This window comes from Aliikangiella litoralis, assembly GCF_052495765.1.
Window position 1 is genome coordinate 2,770,221 of the sequence record NZ_CP199292.1, and the last position, 20,401, is coordinate 2,790,621.

Here is a 20,401-nt window from a genome sequence, read left to right on the forward strand (position 1 = left end):
ACCAATCATCAGCTTGAATGAACAATATGAGAAAAACTTTAATAAAGTGTAGTCGCTCAAATTGGATTTGAGATCTACGGGATTTAAACTATTCTTTCAGCCAGTTTAGTCCGATTGTCAGATGGTTCAAATAGATTAGCTAACTCTTTTTCTTTTGCCAAGTATTTTGAGTCCTACTAAGTTTGTCAAGGCATTTGGCCATAGCAATATTTACCAGAATGAGGGCGCTCTTGATTGTAAAAATGCTAACCATTGATTTGCATCAAGTTGTATTCCATCAACTGAGCCGTAAAATTTTTTACGAAACAGCACGTCATAACATTCATTATGAGTTTACGAAAGTGCTCGCAAATACCGTTGGTTTGAGGGCTATATATTTTGGTGCGATATCTTCTAGATTCAAATAAAACCGGTAAGCGTGGGGCTCCTTTTTGTCACAATATTCAGTTCCTTTATCAGTTAAATTACGTAGCAAAGAAATACCTTCATCTATGAAAAAGGTAAGAGCTGATCATTGAGCCTATCAGTCGCAACCAAGGTATTTTCCGTGTAAACCTTAGCAAAAGCAACGCGTAAATAAAATCAATAAAGGCCTGCTGATAAATGCGAGCAATTTCTTTGATATTTCTCACATAATACCTATCTTGAGCATCAAGATAGCCTGGATGATGAGTCGCTATTTCACTATGAGCAAGGTGTTTTTTTGAATAATGCATTTTATAGAGGGGAGTAGTTGATATATGTTATTTTATTGACGCTTATCAAAAATAAAAAGCTAACACTTTGATTATATAGAATATTAAAAATATATAATATAAAAAATTTATTGAAGTGATTTTTATGTTGAATATGTTCTCGGTTGGCGATATTATGTACAGCAACATTGACATGGAAAATTTAATTTACATGGAAGCGTTAACTTGTTGTTGTTACTAATAGAAAATAATTTATTAAATATCATAAATTATTTTCGAGTAATTAAAGTTATTCACTTAAAGTAACCATTCACAATAAACAACCTTCCTAAAGTTTTTTAGTATTCTTGATTGGCATAAGAATCGATTTTTATATACGGATAATTGTTGCTGTTTTATATTCGTTTGCTCAATAAATTTGAGGTAAAACTAGCTGGTTTTGATTGTAAGCGCCAAATAATTGTGGGCAAATTATAAGTTATAAAATTTTAGTTTAGGAAAAGTAATGTTCTTATACTCAACAAGTAAAAAACATTTTAAATGGTTAGTTTTTTTGACGATACTACTTGTCCCTTCTTATTTGTTGGCTGATGAGAGTTTGTCTGGTTTCGTGATTAAAACCGTAGAACCTCTGGAGCAACGTGTAGTTATAAAAAACCCAAGTGGAGAAATGAAAGTTTATCAGAATGGCGAAAAACTCGATAAGACGGGTGCTGTTATTCTTGAAATTTTAACTGATAAAGTTGTATTAGAAGAGTCGGTTAAAACTTTCAACGGAACTGTTGAAAAACAAAAAATTCTGATGGGGATAGAAAAAAATGGTCGTTCAGCGATTAACCGGCTTTATATAGTCGAACAATCTGCTGCTCAACTATTACCGGTAAATAATGCAAAAAATAAAAGTATAAAAAATTAAATGTTTAGAAAGTATATGAAAATATTCATTGTTAATATTGAAAAGTAATTTCAGTTAACTGTTGTATGAAAAGTTTGTAGGGTTATAGTGAGATGAGAAAGTTACGGAAAATGCACTGGTATCAGGCTCGAATGAATAAAGCTACTGGAGAAAGCTGCATTGGCGATAGTTCATTAGTGAAAAATGATTGGCTTGGGAGTAATCCTTACAAAGGTAGAAAAGTAAAAAATGTATGGCAAGTTTTACTAGGTGCCATATCAATTTTTATGGTTAGTGTGTCATACGCTGCGGATCCATCTGATTTTGATATTCAATTTCGAGAAGATCGAGGCATAGTAAGCGTAATTGATTTCTCCGGTAACTATGACAAGCAAGAAGACGGTAAAGCTAACCAATTGCCGCGTGAGTTGGTTGCACAAGAATTTTATAAAACTCATGCAGATAATTATGATTTTCTAGTTGTTTTTTCTACTTTTGAGTTTGATACTGGCGAAGCTAACGCTTTTTATAGCGCAGTGAAAAATAATGTTCAAGGAATAGGGCATCCTATTGTTGATTGGAGTGAACGTTATGGTAGCCAAGGAAAACTGCAAGGTTATATTGATATGGCCGCTTTATCTCGGCGAGTCACTGATCCTACACAAGCAGGCTTCAACCAAAGTTTGATGGTGTTAGGACATGAATTAATGCATAGGTGGTCAGCCAGGGTTAGCTTTGAACAAGGGAATGGTCTAGATAGAGGTTTAATTGGAAAAGATGACAACCATTGGAGTAACTTATTAGATAGTGGTGCTTCAGTGCTGTACGGTCACAAATGGCAAGATAATGGCAATGGTAGTTTTACTTCAACTGCTTATCAAAAATTTTATAGTCCATTAGATTTATATCTAGCAGGTTTTAATCAAGCATCAGAAGTTTCCCCCTTATTATTAATTGATAATCCATCTATCGATAAACAGTTAACGCCTGAGCAAAGTATTAGACAATTAGGCCGTACTATTAATGGTACTAAACGAACAGTAACTATCGAGCAAATTATTGCTGCAGAAGGGGAGAGAAATCCATCTTTTGAAAATTCACAAAAAGATTTTCGTTTTGCTTTTATTTTATTAACTGAGCCTTTTAAACCTGTGTTAGAAGAAGATATTGCTGGGTTGAATAACTTTAGTAAAGGTTTTATTGATCGCTTTAGTATTTGGACTGGTGGAAGAGCCGCTGCCAATGTTTATCCCGAAGCGGTTGTTACTCCTCCCGGTGATCCGGGTGAAGTTGTTATTGGTGATGTAAGAACCGATCCTGCTGTATTAAGCGATGGTTTTTCCTGGTTGAGAGAGCAACAAAATAATTCTGGTTTTTGGAGCGATAAAACTTCTTCTTCGATGCGTGATACTGTTGTTGCATTAGATGTATTACGACGGCTTGATCCATTATTTACTCGAAAAAATAGTGCCCTCGATTGGATGGCTGTGCAAAATATTAACAATGTTGATTATATAGCACGTCAATCAAAAGTTGAATTTGAATTAAATCGAAAGGAGCATGCAAAAACATTAAATACTCGCTTAATTAGCTTACAGAATACTGATGGTGGTTGGGGTATTGACCAGGGGTATGGTAGTAACGCGTTGGATACCGCTTTAGCATTAAGTGCAATGATTAACAGTAATTCTCAAAGTCATATTAATGCTGCGATCAACTACCTAATCGCGCAGCAAAATGCAGATGGCGGTTGGAGTAGCCGTGAAAGGGCTGGTAGTAAAGTTTTTGTCACAACCGTTGTCTTGAACCTTCTTAAGCAACTCAATCAACACTCAGACATTGCAACTGCTGGAATCGATTGGTTAGTTGGCCAACAAAATGCTGATGGTGGTTTTGGTGAAAATAGTAGTAGTTTACATGTCACCGCTAATGTCATTAAAACGCTAATCAACTATCGAGCTGGCGATAGAATTGCATTTGCTAGTGCGGCTGATTATCTGATGAATAATCAACAAGAGAACGGAAGTTGGGCTAATAGCAGTTATGTGACTGCTGTAACTTTGGAAGCTTTACAACAATTCAGTTATCCTAACCTTTTAATTAATCCCCAAATAGAAACTTCAATAACTAATCCTGTCGATGGTGATCGTGTTTCATTAAATATTACGGTAAGTAATAATTCCAATGTGGAAACAGAAGCAAGTTCGCTTAGGTTTTACGATGCAGATCCGGCTAATGGTGGCACAGCCATTGGTAATGATTTATTGATTCCAGTGTTAGCTTCCGGCATGAGTGTAGAATTGACTTTAACTTGGGATACACTCGATCAAGTTGGTAGCCATGAATTATTTTTTGTCGTTGATCCTGAACAAACACTAGTTGAAATGAGTGAGTTGGATAATACAGCAAGTATTCAATTTAATGTGATTGCTGCAACAGCTGGTATTGATGTATCAATTGCACAAAGTAGTGTGCTAGTAACCCCTGAATATTTAAATGTGATTCCGCAAGATATTGGTTTTACTGTGACTGCGCGTAATCAAGGTTCAGAGGCAGCGACAGGCGTGTTAGTGGAGTTGCGCAAAGATAGTATTAATGGCCAAGTACTCGATCAACAAACGGTTGATTTGCCCGGTCGTACAACGAAGGTAACCAATTTAACTTACCAACTGCAAACTGCCGATAGTACACGTTTTTTTATCGTGTTAGATCCGAACAATCAACTATCAGAAACAAATGAAAATAACAATACTGCAACTGTTTTATTGAAAACTCAAAATAGTCATGATTTGGTGGTGACGCCTGCTGATATTATTTTGGATACTCGCGATGTTATTCAGGGAAGTGATATTACTTTTAAAGTAAATTTGCGCAATCAAGGTACACTAGATTCTCCGTCATTCAATGTTCGTTATACGATCAGCGATGGAGAAACAACAAAAGATATTCAGTCGTCGGTCGCGCAAGTTAATGCGGGACAAAGTACTCAACAAGCAATTACCTGGCGAGTCGATTTGGCCGGTCAATTAACCTTTAGTGTTTTGCTAGATGAGAGTAATGTGTTACCTGAGCTTAATGAATTGAATAATAGTGCTAGTATTCAATTTAACTCGGGTATATCGCAAGGTCCTAATTTAACAGTGAGCCATCAGGATCTAACATTTGAGCCTGAAATTGGAGCAGAAGCAGCCCCACTAACGATTTCTGCATTAGTGAGAAATATTGGTTCACAAGATGCCACTAATGTCAGTGTGGGTTTCTATAATGGCGATCCGGCTAATGGTGGTGAATTGATTGGATTGACGCCAGCAATACCCGTGCTAGCGGCTGGAGCGTCCGAGAAAGTCAGTTTTAACTGGGGTTCTATACCAACGGCGGGTGATCAATTAATTCATATTATGGTCGATCCGGATAATACGATTAATGAGTTTTTAGAGAGTGATAATCAAGCATTTAACACACTGAAAGTTCTGTCATTGCCTGATCTGACTTTATCGGCTGCTGACATCGAATTGATACCCGCTTTTCCTAAAGAAGGCGAAGATATTCAGTTGAAAGTGAGTGTTTTTAATTTAGGTGAACAAGCGGTTGACAATGCTAGAGTGAATATCTATTCAGGTGATCCTGCTGATGGTGGACAACCTATATCAACCAGTCAACTTGTTGATATTGAGGGTAAAAAAAATCAAACGCTCAATTTTGATTTAGGCAATGCGTTTGCTGCAGGAACAACTTTACTTTATGTCGTGGTTGATCAAGCTAATAGTGTTTTAGAAAGTGATGAAACTAATAATTTCGCCAGTAAAAACCTGGTGATTCAAAATGCTGATTTTAATGTTAGCCAAAAATATTTTTCGCCTAATGAAGATGGAGTACAAGATTATACCGAGTTCTTTTTTCGTCTGGCGGCTCCGACACGCCCACAGGTAAAAGTGGTTGATGTTAAAGGAGAAGTTGTTAAGCACTTTGAAAAGCCCCTCAATGAGGTAGATTCTGGTAATGTTGTTTGGAATGGTTTAGATGATAGTGGGCGTGTGGTTGACGATGGTGTTTATCAGATCCAACTACTTGATAATAGCTTGGTTGTAGGATATGCCAGTGTTGAGATTGATAATAATCGTTCCTCTTTATTTGAGTCAATTGGAACACCTTATGGTGTGCTAACCAATTTGACTTGTGATTTGAATGATTATAGGAATATGCAGATTGCACAAGATGAATCAAAATTATATTTTACCATTCCATCTAGTCGTTCTGGTGATCTGTATGCGCCTGGCTTATATAAAATGGATCCCAATGGAACCGGTGTTCAGGTTATTTTAACTCAAGCTTTTTTCAATAGTGAAGGTTTAGATATTCCTAAATACAATCAGTTTTATCTGAGCAATGATGGACGCCAATTAGTTTTTGAATCGAAAAGAAATAACCAACGAACAATCGTTGTGGTTGATACTCAAACCACGACTGCTAAAAAAATTAATTCAGCTAACTACTATGCAGAAATTATCGGGTTCACTGATGATAACCAAGGCTTAATAGAATTTAATGACAGTAAAATCATTGTTACTGCGTTTAATGGTGCTCCCGAAGTAGTTAAGTTTGATTTTAAGCAGGCTTTGTCTGTGAGCGGTAATGTGTTTTTATATCATCATGAATTGTCAATCGATCGAAGTCAGTTATTGATGGTAGTTTATGAAAATACGACGGGCTCTAGCCATTTGCTTCATTTAAATCTAGTGACTGAACAGCTGACGTCTCTATCGGTTGATCCATTAAGTACTCGAACCGAGGGGCCCGCAGGTTTGGTTAATGCCTATTGGCGAAAAGACGGGCGTGGTTTTGCGATTTTTAATAGCGAAACTGGAACCGTCAATATATACAATGATCAAGTCTTGTCAGTGAGCGCTTATACTTTACCCGAGTTTAATTCCAGTATTATTGAAAGAAAAGTTTACGCTGTTGATTGGTCACCACAAAATGATCAGATTGCATTTTTATATACGGTTCCAATACAAGACACTGATGGTGGTTATTCTTATGCAGATTCTCAGAGTTTTGGTGGAATTTATAAACTAAATGTCACCAGTGGAGAGTTTACCTCTTTATATGATTTTTCATTTAAACCGAGCGAGAAGTGTAGCGGTGGTCATTGTCAGCCTGATTTTTCGGGGCCAACCCCTAAAGTGGTTGAGTTACAGTGGAATGAAACCGGAGCATTGGTTTATCAATCGATTGGTCAGGATTATACTAAGCGCAGTTACAGTAATTATCTGAATCAAGTATGGACTATTAATACGCTAGTACCACAGCAGCCTAAACAAATTTTTAAAGACTTTTCAGGTGATGAAATAGGTTCATATTATTCAATTACCAATAGTTTTAAAAATTTAACGCTCAGTCCACTGAGAGGTCAGTTATTGTTTCAATCGAATTATCAATCAACAACAGATGATGCCTGTCAATTTTACAACCACAATGATTGGTCTTATCGCAGCCTATTGAATCTAACCGTTGATATCAGAGCGCTGCGTTCGCCGTCAGGCGGTGGTATTTTATTATCGGGTACAGCAACCGATAAAAACTTTGAACATTACGTTTTAGAATATGCATTGATGGATGCGCCTGAGCAATGGTTGGCCATTCAACCGGCTGTTGCTAGCGCCGTGTTAGATCAAAATTTCACATTGTGGATCCCTCCTGCACCGGGCACTTATTTTGTACGTTTGACAGCGACTGATTTAGCGGGCAATCGCAAACAGAAAATTAAGCGGGTCGCATGGAGTGAAGAAACACAAATCAGTAATTTATACCGGACAGAAACTTATATTTCCCCTAATGGTGATAACCAACAAGATATCACTTCAATATTTTACACCGTGTTAAAACCTGTTCATTTAGAGTTTGATTTTTATACTGAAGATGGCCAGTTGGTACGAACCATTATGCGAGACCATTCGGGATTGGGCGAAGAATATAGTATTAGTTGGGACGGTCGAAATGAGCAAGGAGAGACGCTGGCTGACGGTAACTATTTAATGCGTGTATTAAATTATGAATTCAAATTTGTTATTGATAATACCCCCCCTGATGCGGAGATTAGTGTATTTGGCGCTTATCATGAAGATTTTCAATACTTGTCTGACACAATTGAATTGGGTATGCCATATTTACAATATAGCGTTAATGAACGCTATCCGAAAAGTGCAGTGATTAATCGTATTGATCAAATGAATCAATTAAAATCAGTTTATAAACCTATATCAGTGGGTATTTGGGACAAGCAAAATTACTTGTTATATCCGCAGTTTAAAAAATACCCTGCCGATTTTTCTGGTTTTTCGTTTGAAATAGTGGCAACTGACTTAGCTGGCAATACAAATGTTGTACAGACGCCTATGACTGAACAACAGATTATATTAGCGAAGTTAGGAACACAAAGTACTGATGAACCAATCAAGAAAGTTGAATATACTGACTTATCGACAAATGCAACTGGGCCTTTAATTACACTTGATTTTCAAGAACCCGCGCGTTTGTTTATTCCAGAAACCATTGCGAATCAATTGCAACAGCTGAGCGTTGAATACCGCACTTTAGATAGTGATGTTTGGGAAAGTGAATTAGTCAGTGAATTCACTCACCAAGAATTTGACTTTCCTGATAAGGTCGTATCACTACAGGAGGTCGAGCATGAATTTTTTGCCTATTGGCAGCATCAACGTTTAGATATTGGTAAAGAGTACGTTATTCGACTCGCGGCTATTGATAGCCAAGGGGAGCGTTATGTTTCAAATCGTTCTCGTGTGGCTTTACAGGATCATGAAAGTCTGAGTGTCAATGGATTTCGCAGTACGATGAATGCAAAAAATGATCCCGTTGCGAATATTGATCGACTTATTCAAATTCATCCAGAACCTGTTAGTGCAGATGATTATGTGGTTTGGGGTGAAAATGGTGTCAGTAAGCCGATTGCAGAAATTAAACTCTATGTGCGAAGTGATGATGATGAGCGCTATTTATTAGAGCAATATAGTGGGTCTTTCTATAAACCACAATCGCATTTCATATTCCCGTTGAATGGTTTAAAAAGTTGTGTGAATTATGTGATGCGAACGGTTGCAGTGGCAGAAGATGGTGAAGTTTTTGATGGCGAAAAAATGCTGCAGACTTTATGTTTAGATTTAAATATTCGTCATGTACCTGAGTATCATTTGAGTTGTAATACTCCAGCAACTGATAAAGCTCTCATTGAATTCTCGCCAGTCACCAGTAATAACAAAGTCTTGAAGTTGCTAACTTTTTTTCCTGCTGGTGAGCCGAATAACATTTTATTTAATGTGAATAAGCCAACGGCTTCGTTAACCGGGAAAGATTATACCCATCAGTTTGAATTAGATACGACATCAATATCTGAAGGTAGCTATGCTTATGAAGCCAAGTTGATCAATGTTGAAAATGATGAAGTGACCATTCCTTTTACCCTAGTGGTTGATAAAACACCGCCGACTCAATCAATTAATACACCGATTGAAGGTGCAAAAATGTGTAAAAACAACTTAACGATTGATGGTGACATTACCGATAATAATGCGTTTCGATATTTTCTTGAGTATTCTCCAGGTACTGAGTTTAATGAAGCGACCAGTAAAACCTTATATTTTAAAAATGTTACCAGTGAATCCCAGTTAGATCGTTTAAATCGTCAAGATCGCTTCAGTATTAATAAAAATATACCAACCTCTGTATTAGAGAGCGGTACGATCGGTAATTTTTCTTACCGTGAAAATGTGATTGGTGATGTGAGTATCCGTTTATCGGCCTTGGATTTAGCTGGACATCGTCAATGTAGCGTCCGCAGTTTTAATATTGATGGTGAAGTTGAGTTAAACTCCAACTCGCTCAGTACTCCAGCCATTAGTCCTAATGCGGATGGGGTTAATGACGAGTTAATGATTAACTATACATTTTCAGAAGCCGTTGAGTTATCTATTCAAGTTTATAATTATAATGACGTCACCGATGGTTCATTAAGTGAGTTTGATTTTCTTCTGGGGGACTTACAAGCGACATTACTATCTGATTTTTCGGTTCCTCCGGGTGAAAATAGTTTAACTTGGTATGGACGAGCTGATTCCGGTGAGTTATTAGCTGACGGGGATTATGTGCTAATCTACACGGCCCGTGATGGTTGTGGTAATGAGCATCGTTTTTTCAATTATATTGTCGTTGATACCCAACAACCAGATATTCAGCTGACTTATCCGAATGCCGTTGAACCTTTGGGTATGCTCATTGAAATCCAAGGTTTGGTTAATGAGTTTCAATCTATCCGTTTAGGTGATCAGTTAAAAGAGATCAGCGTGAATTATGGGGTGGGTAAAACACCAACCAACTGGATTCAACTGTACCAAGGCCAGAAAAACTTAAATGAGCACCTCATTAATTGGAATACTTATGGTTTGGTTGGTGAGCATCAGTTGCAAATTATTGCCGAAGATATCGCAGGCAATAAGAGTGAACTATTGTTGCCTGTCAACATTAACAACCAAGTTAATTTAGTCAGTTATTTGGAAGCGGTTGAAAATTTATTTTCACCCAACGCGGATGGAAAACGTGATGTCACGAGCATTCGCTTTGGTTTGGAGAAAGCCTCAACAGTGACTTTGTTGATTGAAGATCATCAAGGTAATCTTGTTAAAAACTTGTTAACGGATAAAGCGTTATCTGCTGGTGCCCAAGTGATTAACTGGGATGGTTTAAATAACACTGGCAACTTGATGAGTGATGGAGCTTATCAGATTAAAGTGATTGCTTCGCTAACCGAAAATACTGCAATAAAACAAGAAGAGAGCATTACCGTTATTTTAGATGCCACTTTTCCAGTTATCAATATCGAACGACCAAACGATGGATTTACCGCTTCGACATCGGGTATTTCAGGGAGCATTACCGATGCAAATTTGAGTCAATTTGAAATTTTTATTGCCAGCAATCCAGCGGCACCTGTCTGGCAGTCAATCGCTTCGGGCGATCAAAATCAGTCATCAACATTATTAGCACGCTTAACCGAATATACAGAAGGGGAGTATGCTTTAAAAATAACAGCTGCTGATTTAGCACAAAGTGAAACAGTTAAGCAGTTGAACTTTGTAATTGATAATACCCAACCAATTGTTAATTGGATAACACCTGCTAATGCGATTTATGTGAGTGCCACCAAAGGTAAAGTTAACTTAAGTGGCACGCTGGTTGAAAAAAATCCTCAATCTTATCGAGTCACTGCTACAGCAAAATTGATGCCTGATAATGTCAGTAATGTGCTTGTCGGTAGCCAATTCCCTTTACCTGAAAAGTTAGGGGAATGGGATGTGTCTGCATTAACGGATGGTGAATATCAATTAACATTGTCTGTGGAAGATAAAGCAGGGCTAGTGGGGCAATCTGTACGACAGATTTTTGTAGACAACACTTTACCGACTGCGCTGATTAGTCAGCCTGAAACGCTTTCTTATATTACTCAAAGTACCGATATTTTTGGTGCCGCTAATGATGATAACTTTAAACAATATACGATAGCTGTTGCAAAACTCAATTCAGGTGATCAAGTTAACGATCAATTAAATTACACACAACTTTATGTAGCAGAATCGGCCATTAATAATGACAAGCTATTTAATTGGCAAGCATTACCACAAGATGGTCGTTATGCATTAAAGTTAATGGTGGCAGATAGGGCCGACAATACCGCTGAATCAGTGATTCAGGTGACGGTTGATACTAAAGCGCCGGCTAAGCCTAATGGATTAACTTCTGTTTTAGAAAACCAACGTAATATTCGGTTAAGCTGGCAGGCCAATACTGAAGCAGATTTAGCGGGTTATATTGTGTTAAGAGCAGGTATCGAAATTTCTGATTTGATTACAAGTTCAACAGAATACCTAGTGCAAAGTGCGTTAGATGGTGCTTATCATTATTCTGTGATAGCGGTGGATAAAGCGGGATTAAAAAGCCAACCTGCTGATGTGGTGAATGTGATCGTTGATGGTACTGCGCCAAATGTACAGCTAAGCGCTCCGCTAAAAGATAGTCGGGTTAGTTCATTGGTTGAGATTAAAGGAACTGCATTTAGTGCCGATGACTTTAAGGAATACCGCGTATATGTCGAATCCTCAAATGGTGAGCGTCAGTTAATTAGACGATCACCCGTTGCTATTCAAGCCGACACCTTAACTGCCTGGAATACAATTGGTCTACAGGAAGGTTCTTTATGGCGTATTCTGCTGGAAGCTGAAGATCTCAGCGGCAATGTGCTGTTCGATGAAGTTAATGTGACCATTGATAATCAGGCACCAGCACAACCTACAGGACTTTCCTTATCAACTTTGGATGCTAAGGTAACACTAAGTTGGAATGCAAATAGTGAGACCGATTTACTGGGGTATTTAATTTATCGTAATGATAGAATTGCCAATGCGAGTGGGCCTGTTATTGGCGGGTTAGAACCTTTTGCAGTTCTCAATACTCAATATTCTGATAGCGGATTACCTGATGGCCAATATCGTTATTCAATTGTAGCAATTGATAATGCAGGCAATATTAGTCTTCCTTCGGCATTAGAAGAAACCACGATTGATTTGAAATCGCCCAAGGCGATTATTACTCAACCCTTGACGGATAAAGTTTTTGAACAGCCGATCAAGTTGGTTGCCGAGTCCGAAGATAATGATATCGCATCGGTTATCTTTCAGTATCGAAATGCGGTTGGAAATTGGGTTGATATTAATACCGCCAGCACTGTTTTGCCTTATGAAACCTTATTTGAACCGGTTGTTTTAGGATTGGACTATGCGACTTATCAGGTCAGAGCGGTAGCCACCGATACTGGTGGACGAGTTGATTCGTTTCCTCAGACTATTGATTTGACTTATAGCGATCTAACTGCACCAGAACCGATTGTTAATTTACAAAGTAAAGTGACCGCGACTGAGGTGAATTTGAGCTGGCCAACCAGTCAGGAAAGCGACATCAAAAGCTATGACATTTTTGTTAAACGTCCGGCTGCTAGCGGTTTTGAAAAGCAGGCTTCTATCGCCCATGACGCTGGTAACAGCATCACTCAATCTGCCCATTTTGAATTAATTGAAGGTTTTTATACTTATTATGTTGTGGCGGTTGATCAAATTGGTAACTCTTCAATTAAATCCAACGAAGTCAATGCCCGTATTTATACACCAGAAATTATTCATCCTTTTACACCAACACGTGCTTTCAGTACACATATACAAGGTAAAGCCTATGAGGTTGTTTCTGTCAGTGGGGAGCTAGTTAATAGTACAGGCACTGTACAGGTGGCACCTTTTGATAGTGATTTAACCGGAGGGTTTAAACTAGATAATATCAATCTGGTTGCTGGTGATAATACGATCACATTACGTTTAACTGACCTTTCTGGTAATGTGAGTAAAGATGTGGTTGCTGTCGTGGTTAATGGCAGTAATCCATCACAACCAACTGAGCTAGTGGCTGATGTGACCGATCTTAATGTGGTTTTAGATTGGCAGGATAATCCAGAGAGTAATATTTTAGGTTACAACATTTTTGATGCTGGCATTTCTGTGATTGAAACCAAAATCAATTCTGGTGTGGTTGCTAGCGCTAGTAGTCAAGCGGCCAGTTGGAATGAGCCAAACAGTGCCATTGATACAAACGAATATTCTCGTTGGCAACCCAGTGTTGATTATCTACTGGATAATCCAGGAAGAGGCGAGTGGCTACAATTATCTTTCAATGAAAAACAGCTAGTGACTCAAGTGGCGATTGACTGGGGAAGCCTAATTGGTAGCGCTATTGATTTTGATCTCCAAGTGTGGGCAGAGAGCGGTTGGGTGACTGTTTCTCAAATGAGAAACAATGAAGAAAGCACTCATTTAATTCAACTGGAGAATGCTTATTACACATCAAAGCTGAGAGTTTATATATTAAAAGTTAATTCTCAGGCGAATGATGATGATGCGGTTGGCATTGCCGATATTAAAGTCACTAGTCAGCCATTAGAAGCCTTATCTACTTATACGCAATTGGTTGAAGATGGTATTCATCAATATTCTGTGGTTGCCATTAATACTTTAGGCTTTGCCAGTATTCCTTCGCTAACGGTGGATGCTAGTGCCGGAGATGTGACTCCGCCTGATCCCGTTGTATTATCCGGTGAAGTCGTCGGTTCAGATATTCATCTGAATTGGACCGCCAGTAATGCAACTGATTTAGTCCGTTATGATGTTTATCGCAATGGAGAAAAAATTGCCACACTCACTGATTTGTCGCAGTTATCTTATCAAGATATCGGTTTAGCTAATGGCAGTTATCAATATCGGGTTAAAGCGGTTGATGCAGTGGGTAATCAAAGTGATTCAAACGAATCTAGGTTTAATTTAAATGTAGCGCTGCCAGTAGCGCCTGACAACTTAATGGCGACGGTGATTGCTGAAGGCGCTGCTTTACAGTTGAGTTGGCAACATAGCGCACCATCAGTGGTCGATCATTATCAATTGCTACGCTCTGCTGTGAGTGGCACTGATTATGAAGTGATCGCTGATGTTAATGAACTTCATTTCATCGATACCAATTTAGAAAATGGCGTGAATTATTTTTATGTTGTGATTGCATTTGATAGTTTGGGGAATAAAAGCGTTGTTTCTAACGAAGTGCAAGCGATACCTATTGATACAGTTTCGCCTGCCACGCCAGTCATTTTAGCGCCAACTATCGAGGGAGAAAGCTATACCTCAAATCAACCAACTATTTTTATTGTTGGTGATGCCGAGGCAGATAATCAGGTCAGTTTGATACGAAATGGCAATCAAATTGCTCAAACTCAATCTTTAGCTCAACCGGTGTTGGACACTGCTGAGCTTAATCTTGAGTCGAATATTCGTAGCTACCAAATCGCTAATGATGGCCACCGTTTTATTTATGAAGTTAATGGGGCTTATGGTGAAAAGGAAGATGATCTCGGGTTATATTTATACGATTATAGAACGCAGCAGATCAAAAAATTAGCGTCGGTTGAATACTCAAACTCTGTGCATTCAAGATGGACTAGCGACAATAAAGCCGTTACCTTGCTACAAAAAGAAAGTCGTTGGGGGAATCAGTTTGTTGAGCTAGTGAATATTAAATCGGGTGAAGTGTCTCGGCTGACTAAACCAGAAGAAGCGAATCTTAGTTTTGCGCTGTTATCACCCAACCAAAAGTTCTTGATGGGGCAAGGTCGTGTGTTTACCGATAACGCCAGAGGATATGGCCTATGGTTATATGATGTGGCTAATCAACAATGGCTAGAGAATTTTACGGAATCAAGCGGTTATTACGAAAGTTTCAAATGGTCTCCTGATGGGCGATATATTAGTTTCTCTAACGGTGATGGCTTATCGGTTTATGATGTGCAATCAAAAAGCATGATTGCAATAAATCCTGATGTTCGTAGTCAAGTGCCTGATTGGTCTGTTGATAGTAGTCAACTGCTTTACTCTGCGACTGTCCTAGGAGAAAATCAAGTATTTGCTTTTAATATGAGCACTGCGAGTGAAACCTTAATCATTCAGTCGCAAGATGATTTGAGAGATGTTGTTTTTTCACCTATAGGTGATTCGATTTATTTTATTCGAAATAATCAGCAAATTGTCAAGCAAGTTATCAGTAGTGGGCAACAATCAATTGCTTATCAGAGTGAGTTCCCGATAAGATATTTACAAATTTCTGAGACTGGATTGTTAATGGTTGAAATGAACAATTTAGTTGAAAGCAAACAGGTTCAAATCACACCGGCTGGTTATTTTAAATTTGATAATATCGCTCTGAGTCATGGAGCAAACAATATCACTGTTAAGTCACAAGATAAGAGCCAAAATGAAAGTGAAACTTCTTCTCCCGTAATCATTAATTATGAAGTGAATAATTTAGTAGATTTTCAGCTGAATACTAATGATATAAAGCTTATACCTGAAATACCAAAGGCTGGAGAGACTGCAAGAGTAGCGGTATCAGTTAAGAACTTAGGTGATATACCTTCACCTGTTACGTCAATATCATTAATTGCCGTTGATGAAGCTAATAATCGATATGTGATTATTAGTCAATATAATTTGTCTGAGATCCACTCTGGTCAGAGTGAAACTGTTTTTGCTGACTGGGAACTGGCAGGAATAGAAGGTGCCGTTACTTTTTATGCACAGGTTGATCCTGATAACTTGGTTTTTGAATCAGATGAAAATAATAACCTTGCGGTTAAGGATGTTTTAGTCGTTGGCGATAAAGGTGTTTCAGCTAGCGTTAGCTTGGATGCTAGCGAGTATTTGCCTGGGCAAATAATGAATATTGAAACCGCCGTGGCTAATGGTGGTCGTCTGTTTAACGGACATTTAGTCGTTAAAGTGGAAGATGATGCCGGTTATCTGGTTGAAGAGCTACTAACAAAAAATATTGAAAACCTGGCTTACTCTGCTGTTTTAAAATCGTCTTTAAGCTGGAATAGTGGAACGACTTTAGCTGGAAACTATCGGGTTGTAGTCAATGTATTTGATGTTGATAATCAGTTAGTTGAAAGTAGTCAAAAAGCATTTGCAATACAAACCGAAAGTCAAATTGCTACTCGCATTTCAACCGACCAATTATCTTATAAGGCTAATCAGAATGTTGTGATTAATGGAAACGTTAATTATATTGCTGGTAATCAGATTTTAACTGGCCTAAAAGTAGATATTGAAGTGCTCGATAATCAACAAAATATTTTACAGTCAGAAACTCAGGTGATTGCTGAGTTATTGCCAAATACTGAACAGACAATTCAATTGATTTGGCAGACACAAAACAGACCCATTGGCGATTATCAAGTTAGAATTCGCGTTTATAAAGATAGTGAAACTGAAGTGGAGAGCGAATCACTTAATCTATTTAAAATAGAATCCAGCGGTATGCAACTTAAAGGGGACATTCAGCCAGGCAAAGAAAATGTTGCTATTGACGAAACAATAACAGCAGATTATACGCTAAAAAATATCAGCAATATTGCGATTAACCAGTTAACTTACTCGATTAGTTTGTTATCGACTGATGGGGTAACCGTATTACAACATCAGCAAAACCAGGTCGATATTGCAATTGAGGCTGAGTATAACAATACCGTTGAATTTGAATCGAGTGAATTACAGCCTGGGCAATATCAATTAATTTTACAAGTGGAACAACTGGATAATGCCAATAATCCTGAGCGTGTAACCTTGACTGCGAGCCAGTTTAATTTACTCGATCTTAAGGCACCGAATGTTAGTGTTTTAGCACCAACGCCTGATGAGATTATTAATACCGCCAGGGTTCAATTGAAAGTGGCTGCAATCGATCAACATTCAACTATTGATCGCGTTGAAATAAAATTTGATAGCGGCAGTTGGAATAAAGTGAGTTCAGACCCGCGTTTGGCTGATATTTATAGCGCTGCAATGCCACAATTGCTTGATGGTGAACACACATTAACGGTAAGAGCTTTTGATCAATTCTTTAATCAGAGCGAATCTTCGGTCGTGAATTTTGTAGTGGATAATTCTGCACCGGAAATCACGCTTTCTCAGGTGGTTGATGGTCATGTTTACAACACACAAGTTAACCCTGAAATTAGTATTATCGATCAACATCTTGCCTCTTCTTCAATCAAATTAAATGGGCAGGATTTTATTTCTGGCAACCCTGTGATTGAAGGTGGGGATTATTTGTTGGTTGTCAGTGCCATTGATTTGGCGGGTAATGTTAGCCAGCAACAAGTTCAATTTTCAATTGTTGTAGCTGCACCTGAAATCGAAATTACTGGGGTGAAAGATGGCGATCTGACTAATCAAAGTATCGTTCCGGTGATTAGCATTACTGGCGATAATATTATTGAACAATCAGTAACATTAAATGGACAGAGTTTTATTTCTGGAACGGCTATTACCAGCGAAGGACATTATCAGTTAGTGGTGACTGCGATCAACTCTGCTAATAATCAGACAACCGAAACCATTAACTTTGAAATTGACAAAACCGCACCAACAATTCAGGTTGATGGAATTAATGATGGGCAGCATTCATCACAAAACATAACACCGGTTATTACTTTAAATGATGCCCATTTTGATTCAGCCAGTTTAATGCTCAATGGTGTTATTTTTGTCTCGGGTACTGTCATTACTCAAGAAGGAGAATATGAGTTATTGATCAATGCAAATGACTCGGTGGGTAATCAGTCTAGCCGTCGAATTTCTTTTGTTATCGATAAACAAGCACCTGATATTTTAATCAGTGGGGTGACCGATGGATTAATGAGTCGTCAAGGAATAACCCCTGTTATAGCGATCTCAGATGATCACCTGGCTACGCAATTGATTCAACTGAACAACGTTAATTTTGTCAGTGGTACTTTAATCAATGCTGATGGCCACTACCAATTGGTTGTGAATGCTGAGGATAAAGCCGGTAATCAAAGTTCCCAATCGATAAGTTTTGATATTGATCAAAGTGAGCCTGTGATTACTATTGCTGGCATTCAAGAGGGTGATGTCAGCGGTTCTGATGTTACTCCAGTAATCACGATTCATGATGCTCAACTGGCGACTCAGTTAATTCAGTTAAATGGACAAGTGTTTGAGTCTGGCACATTGATTTCCGCTGAAGGCAGTTATGAGCTTAGTGTGAGTGCCGAAGATTCTTTTGGTAACCAAAGTCATCAGACAATTAACTTTGCGATCGACAAAACGCTTCCAGAAATAATAATAACCGGTGTAACTGATGGGTTAGTTACTAATCAAAATGTGACACCTGTTATTAAAGTTTCTGATGAACATTTTACTCAAGAATTAGTCACCTTGAATGATGTTGAATATATTTCTGGTAGTGTGATTGAAGCTGATGGTACTTATCAACTAAAAGTGTCCGCAAAAGATAAAGCGGGTAACCAATCGAGTATGAATGTTCAGTTTGAAATTAACCGACAGCCGCCAGTTATATCGGTTACCAGTCCTGCAAACAATAGTTCAGTGACAACAGATAGTATTGATATTGTTGGTGTTTCTGAACCTTTCGCAGACATTTATTTAATCGATTCGGCAGCCAATGAATTGACCACTATTGCTGATGAGCAAGGTCATTTCCAGTTCACTCAAGTTATTTTAAATGAAGGCGATAACCGCTTCACATTATTTGCAATTAACCAGGCAGGCAACACCAGCGATAGCATAATACTTAATGTCGCGTTAGCCTCGGCTGAGTTGGATGTTGAAGTAATTAACAATGGTGAAGTATTAGTGTGGCTGCCCAAGCGAGGCGGGGATGAGTTAGTTGAACTGTTCAGTGAAATTTCTAATCGAGATAACCTTGGTATTCAGTTTGTGCGCTCAGAAAATGCGTTAATTCAGCAATTGCGTTCTCAGCTTTTTTCCAAATTGATTATTGCCGATATTGCTTGTAATGCGGGGGATGGTCATGTGAGTGATAGTCATGGCGCTAATCATTCAAGCCATGGTTGTGGGCTATTTGTTTCGAAAAGAGCTGCGGCAGAAGTCAGAGCAAGAGTTGCTGCTGGGTTGGGATTATCGCTGATCAAAGAGCATTCAAGACAACCTTACTTTATGTATGATGTTTTTGCTGCCTTAGCGTATAAAAAAGTGAAACAGATACAACAGATAAAAATGTTAGCCAGTCCGGTGAGTGATGAAATGATTATGGATTATCAAGGCCATGGTATGATGATTAGTTCGAATGGCGCAGAAATTATTGCTGACAATCATTCTGGTACTGCTTTAATGGCGATTAATCAATATTATCAAGGCCGTACTGCCATACTAGGCTTTAACCCGGCCAATATAACTGATAGTGAAATGGCTCATCAACTGGTATTAAATTTGCTGAATTACCTGTCACCCAATAGTGGTTCGAGCAATTTGACAGCAGATTCGTTCGTAAGAATGAACTGGCATGCCAGTTCAATGACGCCACCAATCGTTCTGAAGCTTACTCAGACCCTTGATACTGGTATGCAGGTCATTTCCGCTAAAGATGGTGTCATTGAGGATGAACTCAATGCTTCTTGGTCGCGCTCTTTGGAAACCAGTGAAACGGTATTGAGCAGTTTAGTTAAATTACCATCAACCATTGGTGATTATTCTGTTAATGCTAAATTAACTTTACTCAATACCGATGGCAACCACCCGGAAGTGGAAAGCGAATGGTTCTTTACTATTAGTGAAAACCCAATCGACTATAGCGTGCTTTTACAAACCGCTATGACCACGCTTGAGTTTGAAAATTGTGGTTGTGGTAGAAGTCGCTATCATTATAAACATCAGCATAATAAATGTGACGCCTATTTAAACTATGTGAAAGCGCTGGTGAGTCATGTGTTAGCGATGGATATTCAACATCAATGGCAAGCGGACCATGCGATAAGACGACTTTTAAAAGCTTATTCTATGATCAATCTTTATGCAAAGGACAAGCAGTCTCTAGCGCTGATTGGTCATGTTATTAAAACATATGAAATAAAATGGTCTACATTATCTGATAACCATTGTGCTCCCATACCGACTAAAGCTGATGAATCACAACAGATACCGACATGGAAGGCAATGCTCGATATTGGCATAGGGCCTCAATCTAGCCAGTCATTAATTGATCAGTTAGTCGATAAAATGTATATGGATGATTTTGAAGAAGATAATTACTATAACCCGGATGATTTTATTCAAGAGGAAATGGTTAATTAAGTTATCCGGATAAAATTTTT

Annotated in this window: 2 protein-coding genes; both read left to right on the plus strand. The window is 38.3% G+C overall.

Annotation, left to right across the window (positions count from 1 at the left end):
• The first annotated feature begins 1,200 nt into the window (after positions 1–1,200).
• Positions 1,201–1,611, plus strand: a complete 411-nt coding sequence (locus ACT5E3_RS11490; protein WP_444998445.1) for a hypothetical protein — start codon at positions 1,201–1,203, stop codon at positions 1,609–1,611.
• 92 nt (positions 1,612–1,703) lie between these two features.
• Positions 1,704–20,381, plus strand: a complete 18,678-nt coding sequence (locus ACT5E3_RS11495; protein WP_444998446.1) for a CARDB domain-containing protein — start codon at positions 1,704–1,706, stop codon at positions 20,379–20,381.
• Positions 20,382–20,401 lie beyond the last annotated feature (20 nt).